We start from the raw sequence: 17,736 nt of genomic DNA on the forward strand, positions 1-17,736 counted from the left end.
ACCCCATGAGTGCACCTTTCCAGCGCATCGGCCTGATCGGCAAACACGGCGATCCCACCGTTAAAAGGACGATTCGTCGGCTTTACGAGTTTCTTGTTGCTCGCAAGATCGACGTGCTGCTGGAGAACGGCACCTGCCGTCTGCTCGACGACGCACCGGTCTCCAGCGTGCCGGAGATCGACCTGCCCTGCAACAGCGATCTGGTAATCGTGGTCGGCGGCGACGGCACCCTGCTGCACGCCGCCCGCGAACTGGCCGACCAGGACATCCCACTGCTCGGCATCAACCGCGGCCGGCTTGGCTTTCTCGCCGATGTCACCCCCAACGAGATGCTCCCGCGGCTGGAAGAGATCCTTGCCGGCGAGTACGAAGAGGAGCAACGTTTTCTGCTCTCTGCAAGCATCGGCGACGAGCCCGGCAACGACCATTTCCGCGCCTTCAACGATGTGGTGCTGCACAAGTGGAACACACCACGGATGATTGAGTTCGAGACCTATATCGACGGCAAGCTGGTCAACGATCAGCGCTCCGACGGCCTGATCGTCTCCACCCCCACCGGCTCCACCGCCTACGCCCTCTCCGGCGGCGGCCCGCTGCTCTACCCGACCCTCGACGCCCTGCTGCTGGTACCGATCTGCCCCCACACCCTGAGCAACCGGCCGATCGTGGTGGATGGCAACAGCCGCATCGAGATCCACCTTGCCCCCGGCCATGCGGAGCATGTGCAGGTCACCTGCGACGGCCAGACCCACCTGCCGGTCATCGAGGGCGAGGCAGTACAGATCCGCAAGGACAAACACCACGTGCGCCTGATCCACCCACGTGGCCACGACCACTTCAGCCTGCTGCGAGCCAAACTCGGCTGGAGCGAACACCCGACACACGACTGATGCTTATTCAGATACACATCAAAGACTTGGCCATCGTCTCCAGCCTGGAGTTGCAACTACAACCCGGCCTCACCGCCATGACCGGCGAGACCGGCGCCGGCAAATCGATCCTCATCGACGCCCTCGGTATGGCACTGGGCGAACGCAGCGACGCCGGCATGGTGCGCGCCGGCTGCGAACGGGCCGAGGTGAGCGCCCTGTTTGACATCTCCCAACTACCTCAGGTGCACAGTTGGCTGCAAGAGCAGAGCCTGGAGGATGGCGACGACTGCCTGGTGCGCCGGGTGGTCTCCGCCGAGGGACGCTCCCGCGCCTACATCAACGGCCACCCCTCCCCGCTCAGCCAGCTGCGTAGCCTCGGCGGCCTGCTGGTGGAGATCCACGGCCAGCACGCCCATCAGCTGCTACTGCAGAACAACCACCAGCGCACACTGCTCGACGGCTACGGCCAGCACCAGGAAGAGTCATTGCAGGTGGCCGCCCACTTCAACAGCTATCGCAAGCTGCGTGACGAACTGGCCAAACGCAAGAGCGAAGAGAGCGAACGCAGCTCGCGTCTCGACCTGTTGCGCTTTCAGAGCGCCGAGCTGGAGGCGCTGGCACTCTCCAACGACGAACTCGAACTGCTGCAGCAGGATCACAACCGCCTGGCCAACCTGGAGCGGCTGCGCAATAGCTGCGGCACTATTCTCACCCAACTGGACGAGACAGAGCCCTCGGTGCGCAGCCAGCTAGCCCGCTTTGCCGATGAGCTCGCCGAACTGTCGGGGCTGGATGCCAATCTGATCGACGCTGCCGAGACCATCGCCAGCGCGCTGATCCAGGTGGATGAGGGGGTCACCGCCCTGCGCGGTTATTTGGACGATCTCGATCTCGATCCAGATAGCCTGCAGCAGGTCGAGCAGCGGCTCGGCGCAATCCACGATACGGCGCGCAAATACCGGGTGCGCCCGGAGGCGCTGGTAGAGCGCCAGCAAAGCATCCAGCAGGAGCTGCAGACGACCGAAAACGCCGGAGAGGCACTGGAGCAGCTCGAGCAGCAGGTGCGGGAGCAGCGCGAGCGCTATTTCGAGGCTGCCTACCGGCTCAGCAAAAAGCGCCGTCAATCCGGCAAGAGGCTGGCCGCTGAGATCAGCCAGGCGATGCGCCAGCTGGGCATGACCGGCGGCCGCTTCGATGTGGAGCTGGCACCACTGGAGGCCGACGATGCCGGCGCCTCTGGCCTGGAGCGGGTCGAGTTCATGGTCTCGGCGAATCCCGGCATGCCACTGGCGCCGCTCAACAAAGTCGCCTCCGGCGGTGAGCTGTCGCGCATCAGCCTGGCGATCCAGGTCGCCACCAGCAGCTGTACCGAGACCCCCACTCTAGTGTTTGACGAGGTGGATGTGGGCATCGGCGGCGGGGTGGCGGAGATCGTCGGGCAGATGCTGCGGCGGCTCGGCAGCTCACTCCAGATACTCTGCGTAACCCACCTGCCACAGGTGGCCTCCCAGGCCAATCAGCACCTGCAGGTGCGCAAGCAGAGCGACCGCAAGAGCACCCGCACCGACATCACCCCCCTCAATCTGAACCAGCGCATCCAGGAGATCGCGCGCATGCTGGGTGGGGTGGAGATCACGCCGCAGACCTTGGCGCATGCCGAGGAGATGGTGCGTCAGGCCTCAGAGGCTGAGACGGGCATCGTAATCGGCGCGGCAGAGTGAAGGTTACCCCGCCCTCTTCGCGGCGGCGAGATTAATCTTTTCTGCGCCGCGCACAGTTTTTGTCCATGCAGCGGCCGTAGATGATCAAGGCATGGTCGGCCATTTCAAAGCCGTGCTCCGCAGCGATCTCCTTCTGTCGCGCCTCGATGGTAGCGTCCATAAACTCCGCCACCCGCCCGCAGGTAATACAGACAATGTGGTCATGGTGGCCACCCCGATCAAGCTCAAAGACCGCATGCCCGCCCTCGAAGTTATGGCGCGTCACCAGGCCGGCCGATTCAAACTGGGTGAGCACCCGATAGACCGTTGCCAGACCGATCTCCTCACCATTCTCCAGCAACATCTTGTAGACATCTTCAGCGCTGACGTGGCGCTGCGCACTGCTCTCCATGAGCTCCAGGATCTTGACCCTGGGTAGGGTGACCTTCAGGCCAGCCTTTCTGATTTCCTGGTTGTCCACCGGACCTCCAAACCAAGTTGTGTGTTTGAGCGGATGATGGGGTATGATTCCGCCGAATTTCAGCGGATTGTACTGTTAATGAGTAAGTTTCTCATCTCTTCTCTGCTCTTGGCCCTGCTGGGCGGAGTGACGGGCTGCTCCAGCACCTGGGAGGATTTCTCCCTCGTCCATATCCCGGATATCCAGCAGGGCAACCTGGTGACACCGGAGATGGTGGCGGAACTGAAACCGGGCATGAGCAAGCGCCAGGTGCGTTTTCTGCTCGGCACACCAATACTCATCGATGTCTTTCACCCGGATCGTTGGGACTACTACTACGCCCTAAAAAAGCGCAACAAGCCGGTGGATCAGAAGCGTTTCAGCGTCTTCTTCCGACGCGATAAGCTGCTCCATTACAGCGGCGACATCGCCCCTGCAGAGAACCTGCAGCGGCTTAAAGATGAGAAGGAGCAAGTGGTATCTGTACCCGACTACGAGGACGAGGGCGGCATCTTTGAGGCCTTGCTGGATCAGGTAGGAGTGGAACTGGAGGAGGAGTAATCTCCTCCCCAGCCCCCGGCATGGATCAGCGGGTGCGGTTCTTCATCGCCTTGCCCTCCGCCGCGCGCTTCTTGCGCGCCTCTTTTGGATCGGCGATCAACGGCCGGTAGATCTCCACCCGGTCTCCTGGATTCAGCTTGGCATCGGCCTTCACCATCTTGCCAAACACCCCCAGCTTGTTTTTTTTCAGGTCGATGCCGGGGAAACGCTCCCGTATCCCCGACAGCTCAACCGCCTGCGCAGCTGTGGTATCCACAGGACACTCCAGCTCCAGAATCAATTGTTCACGCAGTTCCGCATAGGCCACTTCCACCCGCATCGTCTCTTCAGCCACGATAGACCTCATCCGCTCGTTTACAGAAAGAATCGACCAGGGTATTGGCGATCTGGCTGAACACCCGCCCGAAGGCCTTATCGATCAGCCTGCTGGAGAACTCAAAATCGAGCACCAGCTCGACCTTGCTGGCGTTCTCCTGCAGCGGCGTAAAACGCCATCCCCCCTCTAATTTACGGAACGGACCATCACGCAACAGAATATCCATGCGCTCATTCTCCACCAACTGGTTGCAGGTAGAGAAACGCTGTCGGATGCCGATCCGCGACACCTCCAGCTCGCCACAGATCTGGTCATCCGTGCGCGAGATCAGGCGGCTGTCGCTGCACCAGGGCAGAAACTCGGGATAGGCCTCGAAATCGCATACCAACTGGTACATCTCCGCTGCCGAATGGTGCACCAGCGCGCTCTTGGATACCACCGGCATGATCAGAGCACCCCAACCGCGTTAAGGAAGACCATCACCACCGCCAGTGGCGTCAGGAAACGGATCGTGCCCCGCCAGAGGCTGTAGAACGGCTGTGCCATGGCGAACTCATGCTGGCTCGACTCCCGCGACATAAACCAGCCGGCGAAGATCGCGATCAGCAGACCACCCAACGGCAGCATGATATTTGCCGCCAGATAGTCGAGCAGATCGAAGAAGCTCTTGCCGAACAGCTTATAGCGCTCGCCCGACCAGAGGTTGAAGGAGAAAATGCTGCCGAGCCCGAGCAGCCAGGTGATCAGACCGATCCAACTCGCCGCGCGCACCCGCGTCATGCCCCGATTCTCCACCAACCAGGCTACCGCCGGTTCGATCAGGGAGATCGCCGACGACCAGGCGGCAAACACCAGTAGCACAAAGAAGAGCGTGCCGAACAGCTGCCCGCCCGGCATCGAGCCGAAGGCGATCGGCAGGGTCTGGAAGATCAACCCTGGGCCGGCGCCCGGCTCCAGGCCGTTGGCGAAGACGATGGGGAATATCGCCATCCCCGCCACCAATGCCACCAGGGTATCGAGAAGCGCAATCAATATCGCCGAGCCGGCAATGGAGGACTGCTTCGGCATATAGGAGCCGTAGACCATGATCGCGCCCATACCGAGGCTGAGGGTAAAGAAGGCGTGTCCCAGCGCCACCAGGATCGGGGCGCCACTGATCTCGCACTGCTGCGCCCCGTCCACCATCTCACATGCGTAGAGCAGCTTGTCGAAATCGGGCTCAAAGAGGAACTTCAGCCCCTCTGCAAAGGAGCCGGTGTTCATCGCATAACCGACCATCACGATTAACAGCACAAACAGCGCCGGCATCAGCCAGGTCACCGCCTTCTCCAGGCCGGCGCGCACCCCGCGTGCCACCACCACCATCGACATCAGCATGAACAGGGTATGCCAGGCGATCAGCCGTTCCGGATCCTCCACCAGATCACCAAACACCTGCTTCACGCCCGCGGCATCGATCCCGGAAAACACGCCGCCAGCGGCGCGAAACACATAGGCGATGGCCCAACCGGCGATCACGCTATAGTAGGAGAGGATGAAGAAACCAGCCAGCACACCACCCCAACCGATCAGCGACCAGGCGGGATGCGCACCCTCCGCCCGTGCCAGCCGGGTCATGGTGTTGATCGGGCTCTGCCGGCCGCGCCGCCCAAGCATCACCTCCGACATCATGATCGGGATGCCCACCACCGCGATGCAGAGCAGATAGACCAGCACGAAGGCACCGCCGCCGTTCTCGCCGGTGATGTAGGGAAACTTCCAGATGTTACCCAAGCCGACGGCTGAACCGGTCGCGGCAAGAATGAAGATCAGGCGGGACGACCACTGCCCGTGAATCGATTTTGCTTCCGTCATCAGCGGAACCTGTTTGCTCAATCTCTATATTAAAAGCGGCTATTCTCCGTGAATCACACGCCCATCACAAGGCGGGCTGGCTCCCTCTCCCCTCCTCGCTTAGAATGCGCTGATGGCCAAGAAATCAAAGAAAAAGTCGTCCGGGAACGGCGGCTCCACCATTGCGCTGAACAAAAAAGCGAAGCACGACTACTTCATCGAAGAGCGCTACGAGGCGGGCGTCGCGCTGGAGGGGTGGGAGGTGAAGAGCCTGCGCGCCGGACGTATCAACCTGACCGAGGCCTATGTCATCATCAACAAAGGCGAGGCGTACCTGTTTGGCGCCAACATCAGCCCGCTGCCAACCGCCTCCACCCACATCCAGCCCAACCCGACCCGCAACCGCAAACTACTGCTGCACCGGACCGAACTGAACAAGCTGATCGGCCTGGTCGAGCGCAAGGGCTTTACCCTGGTACCCACCGCCATGTACTGGAAACGTGGCCGCGCCAAACTGGAGGTCGGCCTTGGCAAGGGCAAAAAACAGCACGACAAACGCGCCGACATCAAGGACCGTGATTGGAAACGCGACAAAGAGCGGCTGTTTAAGAAGGGTTAAGGAGCCCCTGAATAAGTCTGGACGAAGTGGATTCTGATTTAGAATATTCAGATTTGAGGCGAAAATCGCACGTAATAGCCGGCTATTGCGAAGATTTGCAACGAAAAAGCTGGGCATTCTGGACGCAAGATACGCGTTCATGACTTACTTCAGAGGCTCCTTTAACGTCTGAACTGGATGAACCCAAAGAGCGCCTCGCCTACCTCAAACTCTGGCTCGGCGCGGCGACAACCATCAGCCTGTTCAACCACTTTCAAAATGCAAATTGGCAAATGCTTAGCACGGTCGTCCTTGCTATAATGACTACCGTCATCGAAATCCACCTGCTCGATCGCCGCATCAAAAGCTTGATTGAAAAGGTACAGGAGCTTTGATGGAGACTTTTCTTTCTATTTTTCTACTGGTTGCGATCGCTGCGATGTTATTTATCACTCTTGACGCAACCAAACGCCCACACTGAACTTGTGGACTGATTCGGGGTCATATTAGATAACACCTTTCGGGGGCGACACGGCTTTCGACGTGGGTTGCGAAACCTGAGGTGCATGCCGAGGAACAGCATACCTCGTAAATCCAGCTGTACCACTATAGTTGCCAACGACGACAACTACGCTCTCGCCGCTTAATAACCGGTAGAAGCCATCTGACTGGAGCCGTGCTTATGCGTCCAGAGTCCTTCGGGACACTCAGGTGTCATATCTCATAAGATCGCGCTGAAGGAAGTCCGGGCCGGATGCGCTAAAACCTAACGGAATCGCTGTATTACATGCCCTGTCGGTCGGGCGGTTTGCAGTTAAATATAATCGACACGACTAAGCATGTAGAGCCGATGGCAGAGGGCTTGCGGACGCGGGTTCGATTCCCGCCGCCTCCACCATTTAACATTCCAGAGACTACAAAAAAGCACCTAAGCCAGCGATCATGCTGGCTTTTTTCTGTCTGTATGCTCCGCCACACTCCGGGAGCATCCCTTAACTTCCGGAGATATATGGGGGCTATTTTTTGGATAGGTCCGTAAAATTCAAACCGCCTTTGCCACGCGAGGTCAATTCGCTTACCCTGGCCTGAAATCTCCTTCCTCTCGTGATTACGTGACCCCACGTCCAATCAGAGAAATCCGATGTCGTGGAGCGGAAAGCCACCCCATTCCCCTAAAATATGGGCGATGAGCTTTACTGTTTTTCGCTCAGTGATTGCCCTAGCGCGCTTTATATCGGCGTCGATAGTCCTGCAAACGGAGAATACCTTTGTGGCGCTCTTCGGCAGTGATCGAGCGGGCGAGTTCCACCAGTGAGTCGCCAGCCAGTTTGTAGCCATTGCCCAGGGCAAGCCGGTACCAGGCGTAGGCCTCAGCCACGATCAACATCAACCCCCTGGCCGAGCCTGTACATCTCGGCAAGCATGAACTGGGAGCTGGCTACGCCTACTCTTCGGCGCTAAGCCGCCAAAGCGCCATCGCCTTTGGATAACCCTGCTCCCAACCAGCCTCACGGCCAAACACCGTCCCCCCATAATAGAACTTCAAGGCCAGCAAGTTTATGGCGGGCACGTGTCTTTGATCTACCGCTGCCTGCCACCATTTTTTTGCGAGTGCTGCGTTCTGATCGATACCCAGCCCCCCATCATAGAGCTCACCCAGCAGGGTTTGGGCGTTGACATCTCCTGCTTGCGCTGCCTTTTGGCAAGGGCTGCTAGCTTCACTATAACGGGCGTTGTCGAATAACTGCTGACAGGCTTGATGATCGGTTTCGGTCCGCGACAGAACAGTCTGTGGTAGTGCGGAGATGATAAGCAGGGTGAGCAAGGGTGAAAGGGGGGATGCGGTACATCGAATGATCCTGCCGTCATAAGATTCGGCTTCCTGCTATCAGTCAGAGCAGGAGCATAGGCAAGCAAAAAAGCTCGCGTTTGGATTTTTTACGGAACCACTCAATCCCAAACGAGAGTGGGTTCATCCAAGGCTGCGGCCTGTTCACGCAGGGTGAGGATGTGCTCCCCCCAGAAGTTGGCGCTGCCAAAGTGGGGAAAGGCCCGCGGAAAGGCGGGATCCTTCCAGCGGCGCGCGATCCAGGCAGCGTAGTGCATCATACGCAGGGTGCGAAGAGGTTCGATCAGGTGCAGCTCACGGGGGTTAAAATCCCGAAACTGAGTATATCCCTCGAGTAGATCCGCGAGCCGGGCGCTGGCGTATAAACGGTCTCCAGAGAGAAACATCCACAGATCCTGGATCGCCGGTCCCATCCGTGCGTCATCCAGGTCGACAATATGGGGGCCGGTATCGTTCCACAGCAAGTTGCCCGGATGCAGGTCACCATGCAGGCGCAATCGGGTGACGTCACCGGCTCTGTCAAAGCTGATCTGAATCTGTTCCAGCAGTGATTCCGCCAAGGTTCGGTAGGGTGTCTGCAATTCCGGCGGGATATGGCCGGCTTCCAGCAGATATTGGTAGGACTTGATCCCAAAACTCTCGATAGTAAGACGGGGGCGGCTCAAGAACGCCTGGCTGGCTCCGACATTATGGATGCGTGCCACAAGCCGGCCCAGCTGCTCCAGTTGTTCGGGGTCTTCCAGATCAGGCGCCCGTCCACCACGGCGAGGATAAAGTGCAAAACGAAACGGTCCCTGATAAAACAGGGAGCAGCCTGAGTGGTCACGCAGAGGCGACACCACCGGAATCTCCTGCCGATCCAGTTCATCGCTGAAGCCGTGTTCCTCAAGGATGGCCTTATCGGACCAGCGTTCAGGGCGGTAGAATTTTGCGATGAGAGTTTCACCATCCTCGATGCCGACCTGATAGACACGGTTCTCGTAGCTGTTGAGAGCCAGCAGATGACCATCGCAGGGATAGCCCTGGGCTTCAATGGCATTGAGGATCTGGTCCGGCGAGAGCATGCAGAATGCAGCAGCCTCCTCCTCACTCATATCGTGCCGAGCTTCAGAAGTAACAGCGCAGGAAAGAGAGAGCATTCAGACATCAACAATAGAGGACTCCAGCAGCACCTTGGGATAAGCTCCAACAATATATCAGGGTTTATCTGTAAAAGTTTGTTACATATGGGGAAACAATGCGCAATGCACTCTTGATAAAGGTCGCGTTCTGGTTAGTGTTGATAGGCATGGCAGCGCTGCTGGCGCCCTCGCCGGCTTGGCCCGAGTGGCTAGCGCGAATGGTGTTGTCGACAGGAGTCGCGCTCGGCCTAACCGCAGTTGGCATCAAGCTCTGGGAGCGCCGCAAAGGAGGCTGAGGTGCAAGCGGATCAACCAGTAGCCTGAGTAGAGCATAGTGCCCAGGAAGTAGTGGCAATACAGGGATTGAATGAACTGCCATCTAATCTAGAGGATTTGTGAGATGGGAAAAGCAGTGTTCCAGCTAGATGATGGTTCGGTTGTTTCGCCTTCGCCTAGAAAGGTGAACAAGGATGAATCTGGCTTTTCGCCACAGGCGTTTGCCAAGACCCTGAGCGAGGATTTGAAAGCAAACCGCATTGCCTTGCCAACACTGCCCGATGTGGCGCTGGAGGCGTTAGTGGTAATTAACGACATCGAAAGCAGTGTCAATGATCTGGTCAAGATAATCTCCCGCGACACCGCTCTGACCGCGCGCCTGATACGCTACGCCAACAGTCCCCTCTACCGGGGGGTGAATCCAGTCTCATCGATCAAACAGGCAATTACCCGCATTGGCTTTCAAAAGGTCAAAAGTGCCGTCTATGCAGTCTCCATGCATGAGGTATTCCACTCGCCGAATAAGGCGATCGAGTTGCGCATGGAGCGACTCTGGATGCACTCGGTGAAGATAGGCTCCACCGCCGCCACTCTCGCCAAGACCTATACCGATCTTGATCCCAACACGGCCTTGGTCGCCGGGCTGGTACAGAATGTCGGGCAGATTCCAATCATCACAAAGGCAGCGGACTACCCGGAACTGGTTGAAAACAGCAAGCTGCTGGACAAGCTACTAAGCAAATTACATGGGAAGTTGGGGCAAAATCTGCTCAGATTGTGGCGATTCGATCCAGCTATTGTTGCTGTAACGAGAGCGCAGCAAGAGCTATATAGCGAGCGGGACGATGAACCAGTCGATCTCGTCGATCTGGTACAGGCCGCCAACATCCTCACCCAGGAGGAGTCCGACCAGCCGCAGACAGCTATCGACCGTGACCGCGTACCCGCCTTTGCACGCCTCGGCCTGCCAGCAGACGCAGTCAGCCAGAGTGCCGCAATGCTCGAGAGCTCAGCCGCGGTGGCGACTGCTCTGTTCTGAACAGGCGATCAGTCCCCCTTTTCCAACAGCGGCAGAATCAGCCGCCCAAACAGCTGATCGTCGATGATCCCCATGTGAGCCCGCACCACTCGACCTTGCCGATCGAAGATCACCGAGTAGGGAATGGTGCCCCTGCGATTGCCCCAGCTGGCGAGCAACTCACGGGTATTTTTCGGGTCGGCCTGTAGTACCGGATAGTTAATCTCGAGCGAGCGTTTGACGTTTTTCAGGCGGCGCGCCTCGTCCATCCCCAGACCAATTATCTGCAGTCCGGCATCACCGTATGATGCCTGATAACGGACAAAATCCTTGATCTCATACTGGCAGGGAGCGCACCAGGTGGCCCAGAAGTTGAGGATGACGACCTTGCCCTGCCACTCACGCAGGTTATGCCAGTTACCCTGCAGATCCTGATAACGCTCATCAGGAATCTGTGGCGGTTGTCCAGGCGCCGCAGCGAGCCCCAAGCCACAGCCCCACAGCAGCAGCGCCAGCAACAGGCTGCGTGATGACGAGGGACGGAGAATCTGTTGCAGCTCTCTCATTCCGGTTTAGCCTGCTGCTTGTCGACCAGATTCCAAACCACCTTGTAGCGTGCCTCCAGTTCGCTCGTATAGCCGGCCATCCGCTGCGCAATCAGCGCCTGACGAACCTTGTCACGGATGCTAGCGAAGATTTTTTGTCCGCCTGGGCGACGTTCCAGGATTGTCACCAGATGGTAACCCAGCGGGGTCTCAATCACTGCGCTAACCTGTTCATCCTCAAGTCCCTGCAGCGCCTGTTCAATCGCGGGATGGCCACTGCCTTCCTTAACCCAGCCCATATCGCCACTGCGGGCCTTGCCATAAGGATCAATGCTGTGCTCTGCCGCCAGCTCAAACAAGCTCTTGCCGTTGAGGATCTGCTCGCGCAGGGCCTCTGCCTGCTCGCGACTTGCAACCACCAGCTGACCAATATGCCGACGCTCCTGGATGCGCCCCAGCTGAGGATTCTTCTCGAAAAAGGCGCGTAGGGTCGCATCATCACCGGCCCACTCCTGCTGTTTCTGTTCGATCAGCATCGCTGGCAGACGCTCCCGGGCAAAGCTGGCGACCCATTCGCTGACATCAACCCCCTCTTCCTCCGCAGCCTTGGCCACCACCATCATCTCAGCACGCTTGTAGAGTTGATTCTTGATCCAACCCGGGTTGCTGGGTGCGCGCGGCTGGTTGCGTACAATATCAGCGTATCTGATCTGGATACCGTTCCCCTCCAGCAGCAGGGTATCGGGCTGCATTCTGCCGGGGACAATCCGGTCCTCGAACAGCACCACTTTATATTTGTCCCGCAGTTGCTGAATGGTCAGATAGCGGATATTGCGATAACTGTCGGCAAGCCAGGCGGAACGGGCACCGGCCAATGCGTCCGGATCATTGCCGAGCTGCTGCTGCATGCTGGCGCTGAGCTCTGCCGGCAGAGTCAGCTGCTCGCGCAACCTGTCCATGTAGTGGCGATAGAGGAGCCCGAGGCGAAAGTTCTCCAATTCAGTTTTGAAACGCTCGCTCTGCTCAAGACCCAGCCGCTCTGCCTCCAGATAGAGCAGGCGCGATACCACCAACCGCTGCACCAGGGTGCCACGCAGGGCCGCCTGATCGCCTCGCTCCATGGATGGGAACTGGGTGGCGAAGGGAGAACTGGCCATGGCGGAGCGCAGGTCGCTGGCGGTAACGGTGAGATCACCCACCGTGGCGAGAATCTGCTCATCTCCAGCACGGGCATCTGCTGAGGCATGGCTCTGGGTAGCGGCCAACAGTACGACGGCGATGAGGTGGTGTTTGAATAGTTTGATAATCTGCATGAGCGGTCCTGTCTGCCACTGAAATGGCAGTTTTAACGGGGTAGTGGAATGGCTTTTAGGCCGTTGAGCTGCAACTCTTTTACAGCAGCCAGCTTACGCAGTGGGCTAGTGTAAAAAAGCGGGATCTAGATAAAGAAGGCGGGGCTTGCGCCCCGCTCTCCTTAATCAGTGGATGGGATTTGATCCCACCGGGCATCCCTGCCCGGCTATTTCCGAGTGCTCTATTGATCACTCATCAGGGATCGCGCCACCCAGGTCAGGTGCAGATTCATGCATCCAGGAGACGGCTGTGTCGTAATCCTTCATGATCGACTTGCCTTTGTACTCCTCCTCATCCGCAATCCAGGGCACACCATTCTCATTCACCTCATGGCAAGCAGCACAGCGGAAGGGGCCGTGAGAGCCGTCCGGGTTGTACTGCGGAGCCTGGCGATAAGTGGTGATGTCGGTACCCGGGGTGACCGGATAGAGACCATGGATCGACTGATGGCAGGACTGGCAGGCGAGACCCGCGTGGCCCTTAGAGTAGCGCATCAGGCTGTGCTTGCCGGGCTGGTTGATGGGGAAGGCGACGCCGCCCTGACCTTCAACGAAGGGGGCTGCGTGACAATCCGCACAATGAGGTTGACCAGGAGAGAGCCAGTAATCGCGGCCGTGGGTGGCTGCGTCATAAGGAACCGCAGCGGCACCGGTGGCACCTTCAGGCAGCTTCAGCGAGGCGATGTCCACTGCCGGATTGGCAGAGAGCGGTACCACGTTGATATCGCCATCCTCGTCCTTGTTGACCATCGGACCGTCACCCTTGAGCGCGATCACCGCGATGTCGGGCACCATACGATCCTTGGCCCAGGTGTGGAGGATCTCGGACTTGCCGGGAGTATCCTCACCCTTGTCGTTGAGCACCACTTTGGGATCCATCATCGCCTTCAGCTTGTCCATGCTGATGCCGATGCCCTTGGCGATCTCGGACAGGGACTTGTTGCGCAGAGTCTTGCCTTCATGTTTAAAGGCGTTGGTCAGGTTGTCACGCTGGTAGAGTTCACGAGAGAGCTGGCTGTGGCAGTTGGTACACCAGAGGCCTTTGCCGCCCTTGTCATTGCCGATACCAGAGACATTGGCCTGCATCCATTCACCAATGGCATTCAGGTGCTCGGGGGTCTCTACGCCGTCTGTGTCCTTACCAGGATTGGAGTGCACGTCACGTCCCACATAGCAGCCGCCTGCCGCGTCGCGGTTATCCTTATCGGCGTAAGCGTTTTTGCCATCCGGGGTGATCGGATACATATCCATATTGCCGTCCTGACGATGCGACGGATGGCAACCCTGGCAGGCCGCGGTGCGATTCTGGGAGTCAGGCATGGGCACGGCTTTCTGATGTACCGAATGTATCGCCTCAGTCAGAGCTGGAACCACTTTCTCCTTGCCGGTCTTGGGGTCCTTGAACGATTTGGATTGAAGCACGCCGATGACGTTGTCGGCATGACACTTCTGACAGAGCACAGGATCACGACCGAGACGGTTATCCGTAGAACGGCTGTTGGGATTGTAATTCTTCAGGAAGTCAGTGCCGTTGTGATCGTCGTGCATCTCCAGAATGGAGACCGAGGTGGCCTTCAGGTTGGCGATCCAGTCGGAGGCGCCCAGGCCTTTCCAGAATGCCTTCTCTTGCTTGTACAGGGCGTACTTATCGCCGTTGGCGGTTTCATTGCCGTGGCAGTTGGCACAGTTAGGCACATCGATCGGGTTGGTACCAACGAAGGTAATCGGACGACCGTTGTGGCTGTCGAGCACCGGCTTACCGGAGTCAGCATGCATCAGGCTAACCCAGGCCTCCTGGAAGGGCTGGATGTCGGTTTCGACCAGTTCCAGCAGATCCTTGGCGGCGGCAGAATCAGTGAATGGCGTCAGCGGCAGGCCCAGGGCATCCCAGATGCCAGGATTGGTCAGCACGATAGGCACGTTATCCAGCACCGGGGACTTGGTGAAGACTTTAGTGCCAACCTCGCCGGTGTAGTGCAGGTGACCACCATTCAGGGGGCTGGCTACAGCAGCGCCGGCCGGACCATTGTCACGTGGCACCGGGATCTGGATGCCAACGAAGGCCTTCTTCGCGTCTGCGCTGGTGCCTTCCGGGTTAGTGCCCTTCAGGTCTTTGTAAACGTAGAGGTGGGTAAAGTAAGCATTGGCAACGTTCTCATTGTCACCATATTTGCCGTCACCGTTGACGTCGTAGGTGACGTCCCAATACTTCAGCTTGTTGCCTTCAGCGTAGGTATTGTCCACATGGCCATAGGCGAGTTTGAAGCGCTTTTTGCCGTCAACCAGGACGGCGGGATCTTTCTCGTCGGCCTCCAACATCTCCGGATATTTCTTCTTGCCGGTCGCGGTCTTGATCACCTGGGACTGGATTGAGTTGTATGGCGGCAATACACAGCAGTAAGTGAAGTCGAAACCGGTACAATGCATACCGAGTTCGTAGTTGATGGTGATGTTGTAATCGTTTTTCGGCTTGCTGGGATCAGCAGCGACGATCGGCCCCTGATAGCGCTTGAATCCGGCGCTGGCGACATGTTTAACCGCTTTAACCGCCTCTTCCGGCGCCGCCGTATCAGCGTGCTGTTGGGTCGTACAGCCCGCCATCACCGCGACGCTAAGCGCAGTGAGAGCTATGACATTTCTGCCCATTAGGAAACCCCTCTTGGTATCTCGTTAAATCCCGTGCGAAGCGCAGGGATATTGTATAAAAAAGGTCAGACTATGCCCCTGTTATTTACTTCATTGCTGGGGCAAGGGGTTTTGTAACAGAAATAGGGGTTTACTGCAATTTAACTAGAGAATACATATAGTTACAATATTATAAATTGCTTATTTCATGTACTGGCATGCCATGTCTAGGGCAATTCAAACGACCGGGAAGACACCTCAATTTTACGTCGACAGAAGTTGTCTCTCCCAGATCTTTCTGGTATAGATAGCCCCCTTCACCAAAGAGGGTTTTGCAGGAGTCCATGAATGGCCGACAAGAAAGCCACTGATAGCAGTGCTGGTGCGTTTGGCTTCGAACCATATGAGTTCAAAGAAGGCGAAGAGTATATGAATGAGGCGCAGGTGGGGCATTTCCAGCACATTCTGCAAGCCTGGAAAAAAGAGCTGATGGAAGAGGTGGATCGCACCGTGCACCACATGCAGGACGAGGCCGCCAACTTCCCCGATCCCAATGACCGCGCTACCCAGGAGTCTGAATTCAGTCTCGAGCTGCGTACCCGCGACCGCGAGCGCAAGCTGATCAAGAAGATCGACGAGGCGCTGACCAAGCTGGAGAATGACGAATACGGCTATTGCGAATCCTGCGGTGTCGAGATCGGCGTGCGTCGCCTAGAGGCCCGCCCCACTGCAGACCAGTGTATCGACTGCAAGACTCTCGACGAGATTCGCGAGAAGCAGATGATCTAATCCCCCGTCAGCCAACCCGCATAAAAAACCGGCTTATGCCGGTTTTTTCTTTCCCCATGAAAAAAACTGCCAGCACGCCCCGCTACCGAGGACGCTTCGCCCCCTCCCCTACCGGGCCGCTCCACTTCGGCTCGCTGGTCGCCGCCCTCGGCAGCTATCTGGATGCCCGCGCCAACCGGGGTAGCTGGCGGGTACGCATCGAGGACCTGGACCAGACCCGAACAGTCACAGGCACTGCCGATGAGATCCTACGCACCCTTGAGCAGTTCGGCTTTGAATGGGATGGCACGGTGCTCTACCAGAGCCAGCGCAGTGATCTCTACGCCCATCACCTGAATCTGCTGCTGCAGGCGGATCTGGCCTACCCTTGCGGTTGCTCCCGCAAAGAGATCAACCTGGCCGCCAGCCAAGGGATCGAGGGCGCGATCTACCCGGGCACCTGCAGCCGCGGGCTACCGCCCGGACGCCAGGCACGGGCTATCCGCCTGCGCACCTTCGATCAGGCCACCCGCTTCAATGATGCGGTACAAGGCCCACAATCCCAACGACTCGCACAGGAGATAGGCGATTTTGTGGTACGCCGTGCCGATGGTTTCCACGCCTACCAGCTGGCGGTGGTAGTCGATGATGCCTTGCAGGGCATCACCCGGGTGGTGCGCGGTGCCGACCTGCTGCTCTCGACACCACGCCAGATCCATCTTCAGCAACTGCTGGAATTCCCCGCTCCCACCTTTGCCCACCTGCCGCTGGTGGTCGACCGAACAGGACGCAAACTCAGCAAGCAGTCGGGAGATGCCCCGGTCGATGCGCGCAAGCCGCTGCCGGCACTACTGCTGGCGCTCGCCCATCTGGGCCAGCCAATGCCGTCGGAGCCACCGCTCGGGCTTGACGAGTTCTGGGAGTGGGCGATCTGTCACTGGTCGATGGCTGCCGTGCCTAAAAAACTCGCCGCCCTGCCACCCCAACTTTGTTAGAGAGTCTCACCATTCACCCGTTTCGGCTCATCCGACCAGCGCATCTGCGCCAGGGTGGGGCTGTAACGGCAGGAACAGTTGCGCCCCTCGCGCTTCGCCCGATAGAGCGCATCGTCGGCCTGCTTGATGAGTAGATTGAGACTTTCGGGACAATTTTCCTGGTCGAAGACCGTGATGCCGATGCTGGCAGTCACATGGATCTGCTGCTCTTCCCAGTCAATCGGATCATCCCGAATCACTCCATGCAGCCGCTCAGTGAAGTGACTCAGTTCGTCCGCGCCGGTCTCTGGCAGCAGAAAGATGAACTCTTCACCACCGAAACGGCCCAGCATGTCGCTCTTGCGGGTGATATCAAGAAACTGCCGCCCCAGCTGCCGCAGCACCGCATCGCCCCCCAGATGGCCGTGGTTATCGTTGACGAACTTAAAGTGGTCGAGGTCGAGTAGCAGCAGGGAGAAGACCTGCTGGTTGCGTCGGGCGACCTCGAAATAGCTACTCGCCAGATCGAGAAATGAGCGTCGGTTACGCACCCCGGTCAACTCATCAAAACTGGCGAGTTGCCGCATCTCCGCCTCGAGAGAGTGGACCCGAATGAACAGACCAACCAGATACCAACTGACCAGCGGCACCACCAGCGCAAGTACGATTACCGCGATCGGCAGGGCACGAGGCAAGAAATCCTGCTGAGGCACTCCGGTCACTTCCATCATCACCCAAGCCGCCGTCAGTGAGAGCAGGATCGAGACCAGGGTAATACCCAGCACCACCCAGAAGCGTCCTAGCTTTATGATCAGTTTACGCATCGCGCCCTACTTCTCCCCTGATGACGAGGCGACCTACTGCGCCA

Annotated in this window: 19 protein-coding genes and 1 other RNA gene; 9 read left to right on the forward strand and 11 right to left on the reverse strand. The window is 58.2% G+C overall.

Annotated features, from left to right (window positions below):
• The first annotated feature begins 5 nt into the window (after window positions 1-5).
• Both L0Y14_RS11250 and recN read left to right on the forward strand, forming a co-directional pair.
• Window positions 6-890 carry an NAD(+) kinase gene (locus L0Y14_RS11250; protein ID WP_005965145.1) on the forward strand — a complete coding sequence of 295 codons (885 nt, stop codon included), beginning with the start codon at window positions 6-8 and terminating at the stop codon, window positions 888-890.
• The gene (gene recN, locus L0Y14_RS11255; protein WP_006473937.1) at window positions 890-2,593 is read left to right on the forward strand and encodes a DNA repair protein RecN; all 1,704 of its coding nucleotides are present in this window, start codon (window positions 890-892) and stop codon (window positions 2,591-2,593) included. Before L0Y14_RS11250 ends, recN begins: the two co-directional genes overlap by 1 nt.
• Window positions 2,594-2,624: 31 nt before the next feature.
• Here recN and fur read toward each other — a convergent pair whose 3' ends face one another.
• Complete coding sequence (gene fur / locus L0Y14_RS11260; RefSeq protein WP_005966441.1) at window positions 2,625-3,053, reverse strand: ferric iron uptake transcriptional regulator; 429 nt, start codon at window positions 3,051-3,053, stop codon at window positions 2,625-2,627.
• 78 nt (window positions 3,054-3,131) lie between these two features.
• Between fur and L0Y14_RS11265 the strand changes: the two genes are divergently transcribed.
• Entirely contained in the window at window positions 3,132-3,593 is a 462-nt protein-coding gene (locus L0Y14_RS11265; protein ID WP_081417784.1) for an outer membrane protein assembly factor BamE, read from the forward strand.
• A gap of 25 nt (window positions 3,594-3,618) precedes the next feature.
• Here the strand turns inward: L0Y14_RS11265 and L0Y14_RS11270 are convergent, their stop codons facing one another.
• Genes L0Y14_RS11270 through L0Y14_RS11280 form a run of 3 tightly spaced genes read right to left on the reverse strand, consistent with a single transcriptional unit; the run spans window position 3,619 to window position 5,763 of the window.
• Window positions 3,619-3,927, reverse strand: coding sequence for an RnfH family protein (locus L0Y14_RS11270; RefSeq protein ID WP_232433047.1), 309 nt, complete (start codon window positions 3,925-3,927; stop codon window positions 3,619-3,621).
• The gene (locus tag L0Y14_RS11275) at window positions 3,920-4,354 is read right to left on the reverse strand and encodes a type II toxin-antitoxin system RatA family toxin (protein WP_005966436.1); all 435 of its coding nucleotides are present in this window, start codon (window positions 4,352-4,354) and stop codon (window positions 3,920-3,922) included. The genes L0Y14_RS11270 and L0Y14_RS11275 overlap by 8 nt, the downstream gene beginning before the upstream one ends.
• Window positions 4,355-4,356: 2 nt before the next feature.
• Window positions 4,357-5,763, reverse strand: a complete 1,407-nt coding sequence (locus tag L0Y14_RS11280) for a sodium-dependent transporter (RefSeq protein WP_039960708.1) — start codon at window positions 5,761-5,763, stop codon at window positions 4,357-4,359.
• Between the two features lie 112 nt (window positions 5,764-5,875).
• On the opposite strand from L0Y14_RS11280, the gene smpB reads away from it, so the two are divergent.
• Both smpB and ssrA read left to right on the forward strand, forming a co-directional pair.
• Window positions 5,876-6,361 (forward strand): SsrA-binding protein SmpB, encoded by a 486-nt coding sequence (gene smpB, locus L0Y14_RS11285; RefSeq protein WP_005966434.1) that lies wholly within the window; start codon window positions 5,876-5,878, stop codon window positions 6,359-6,361.
• 501 nt (window positions 6,362-6,862) lie between these two features.
• Window positions 6,863-7,238: a transfer-messenger RNA gene (ssrA, locus tag L0Y14_RS11290) on the forward strand.
• Window positions 7,239-7,559: 321 nt separating this feature from the next.
• Here ssrA and L0Y14_RS11295 read toward each other — a convergent pair.
• The 3 genes from L0Y14_RS11295 to L0Y14_RS11305 form a co-directional block, all read right to left on the reverse strand.
• Window positions 7,560-7,727, reverse strand: coding sequence for a hypothetical protein (locus L0Y14_RS11295; protein ID WP_006473941.1), 168 nt, complete (start codon window positions 7,725-7,727; stop codon window positions 7,560-7,562).
• A gap of 57 nt (window positions 7,728-7,784) precedes the next feature.
• Complete coding sequence (locus L0Y14_RS11300) at window positions 7,785-8,165, reverse strand: tetratricopeptide repeat protein (protein ID WP_040818765.1); 381 nt, start codon at window positions 8,163-8,165, stop codon at window positions 7,785-7,787.
• Window positions 8,166-8,290: 125 nt separating this feature from the next.
• Window positions 8,291-9,283, reverse strand: a complete 993-nt coding sequence (locus L0Y14_RS11305) for a serine/threonine protein kinase (RefSeq protein WP_006473943.1) — start codon at window positions 9,281-9,283, stop codon at window positions 8,291-8,293.
• Between the two features lie 143 nt (window positions 9,284-9,426).
• On the opposite strand from L0Y14_RS11305, the gene L0Y14_RS11310 reads away from it, so the two are divergent.
• Both L0Y14_RS11310 and L0Y14_RS11315 read left to right on the forward strand, forming a co-directional pair.
• Window positions 9,427-9,606: a hypothetical protein gene (locus L0Y14_RS11310; RefSeq protein WP_039960117.1), complete on the forward strand. Its 180-nt coding sequence runs from the start codon at window positions 9,427-9,429 to the stop codon at window positions 9,604-9,606.
• Between the two features lie 164 nt (window positions 9,607-9,770).
• The gene (locus L0Y14_RS11315) at window positions 9,771-10,625 is read left to right on the forward strand and encodes an HDOD domain-containing protein (RefSeq protein WP_006473945.1); all 855 of its coding nucleotides are present in this window, start codon (window positions 9,771-9,773) and stop codon (window positions 10,623-10,625) included.
• A gap of 8 nt (window positions 10,626-10,633) precedes the next feature.
• Here L0Y14_RS11315 and L0Y14_RS11320 read toward each other — a convergent pair whose 3' ends face one another.
• From L0Y14_RS11320 to L0Y14_RS11330, 3 genes are all read right to left on the reverse strand, one after another.
• Window positions 10,634-11,170: a TlpA disulfide reductase family protein gene (locus L0Y14_RS11320; RefSeq protein WP_005962039.1), complete on the reverse strand. Its 537-nt coding sequence runs from the start codon at window positions 11,168-11,170 to the stop codon at window positions 10,634-10,636.
• A complete protein-coding gene (locus tag L0Y14_RS11325) occupies window positions 11,167-12,462 on the reverse strand; it encodes a peptidylprolyl isomerase (RefSeq protein ID WP_005962037.1) in 1,296 nt (431 codons plus the stop codon). Before L0Y14_RS11325 ends, L0Y14_RS11320 begins: the two co-directional genes overlap by 4 nt.
• A 228-nt stretch (window positions 12,463-12,690) precedes the next feature.
• Window positions 12,691-15,147: a cytochrome c3 family protein gene (locus L0Y14_RS11330; RefSeq protein WP_005962035.1), complete on the reverse strand. Its 2,457-nt coding sequence runs from the start codon at window positions 15,145-15,147 to the stop codon at window positions 12,691-12,693.
• A 327-nt stretch (window positions 15,148-15,474) separates the two neighbouring features.
• On the opposite strand from L0Y14_RS11330, the gene dksA reads away from it, so the two are divergent.
• Together dksA and gluQRS are read left to right on the forward strand one after the other, a co-directional pair.
• On the forward strand, window positions 15,475-15,915 hold the full coding sequence (gene dksA / locus L0Y14_RS11335) for an RNA polymerase-binding protein DksA (RefSeq protein ID WP_005962033.1): 441 nt from the start codon (window positions 15,475-15,477) through the stop codon (window positions 15,913-15,915).
• A 56-nt stretch (window positions 15,916-15,971) separates the two neighbouring features.
• Window positions 15,972-16,889 (forward strand): tRNA glutamyl-Q(34) synthetase GluQRS, encoded by a 918-nt coding sequence (gene gluQRS, locus L0Y14_RS11340; RefSeq protein WP_305790605.1) that lies wholly within the window; start codon window positions 15,972-15,974, stop codon window positions 16,887-16,889.
• On the opposite strand, the gene L0Y14_RS11345 is transcribed toward gluQRS, so the two are convergent.
• Window positions 16,886-17,692 (reverse strand): GGDEF domain-containing protein, encoded by an 807-nt coding sequence (locus tag L0Y14_RS11345; protein WP_006473948.1) that lies wholly within the window; start codon window positions 17,690-17,692, stop codon window positions 16,886-16,888. The two genes, gluQRS and L0Y14_RS11345, sit on opposite strands and share 4 nt — an antisense overlap.
• Window positions 17,693-17,736: the final 44 nt, after the last annotated feature.

The sequence above is a fragment of the Candidatus Endoriftia persephonae genome (assembly GCF_023733635.1).
Taxonomy (GTDB): Bacteria; Pseudomonadota; Gammaproteobacteria; order Chromatiales; family Chromatiaceae; genus Endoriftia; species Endoriftia persephonae.

Coding starts and splice junctions, on each gene's coding strand:
- L0Y14_RS11250 (WP_005965145.1), top strand. CDS start 6: ATGAGTGCACCTTTCCAGCGCATCGGCCTGATCGGCAAACACGGCGAT.
- recN (WP_006473937.1), top strand. CDS start 890: ATGCTTATTCAGATACACATCAAAGACTTGGCCATCGTCTCCAGCCTG.
- L0Y14_RS11265 (WP_081417784.1), top strand. CDS start 3,132: ATGAGTAAGTTTCTCATCTCTTCTCTGCTCTTGGCCCTGCTGGGCGGA.
- L0Y14_RS11275 (WP_005966436.1), bottom strand. CDS start 4,354: ATGCCGGTGGTATCCAAGAGCGCGCTGGTGCACCATTCGGCAGCGGAG.
- L0Y14_RS11280 (WP_039960708.1), bottom strand. CDS start 5,763: ATGACGGAAGCAAAATCGATTCACGGGCAGTGGTCGTCCCGCCTGATC.
- smpB (WP_005966434.1), top strand. CDS start 5,876: ATGGCCAAGAAATCAAAGAAAAAGTCGTCCGGGAACGGCGGCTCCACC.
- L0Y14_RS11295 (WP_006473941.1), bottom strand. CDS start 7,727: ATGTTGATCGTGGCTGAGGCCTACGCCTGGTACCGGCTTGCCCTGGGC.
- L0Y14_RS11305 (WP_006473943.1), bottom strand. CDS start 9,283: ATGAGTGAGGAGGAGGCTGCTGCATTCTGCATGCTCTCGCCGGACCAG.
- L0Y14_RS11310 (WP_039960117.1), top strand. CDS start 9,427: ATGCGCAATGCACTCTTGATAAAGGTCGCGTTCTGGTTAGTGTTGATA.
- L0Y14_RS11320 (WP_005962039.1), bottom strand. CDS start 11,170: ATGAGAGAGCTGCAACAGATTCTCCGTCCCTCGTCATCACGCAGCCTG.
- L0Y14_RS11325 (WP_005962037.1), bottom strand. CDS start 12,462: ATGCAGATTATCAAACTATTCAAACACCACCTCATCGCCGTCGTACTG.
- L0Y14_RS11330 (WP_005962035.1), bottom strand. CDS start 15,147: ATGGGCAGAAATGTCATAGCTCTCACTGCGCTTAGCGTCGCGGTGATG.
- dksA (WP_005962033.1), top strand. CDS start 15,475: ATGGCCGACAAGAAAGCCACTGATAGCAGTGCTGGTGCGTTTGGCTTC.
- gluQRS (WP_305790605.1), top strand. CDS start 15,972: ATGAAAAAAACTGCCAGCACGCCCCGCTACCGAGGACGCTTCGCCCCC.
- L0Y14_RS11345 (WP_006473948.1), bottom strand. CDS start 17,692: ATGCGTAAACTGATCATAAAGCTAGGACGCTTCTGGGTGGTGCTGGGT.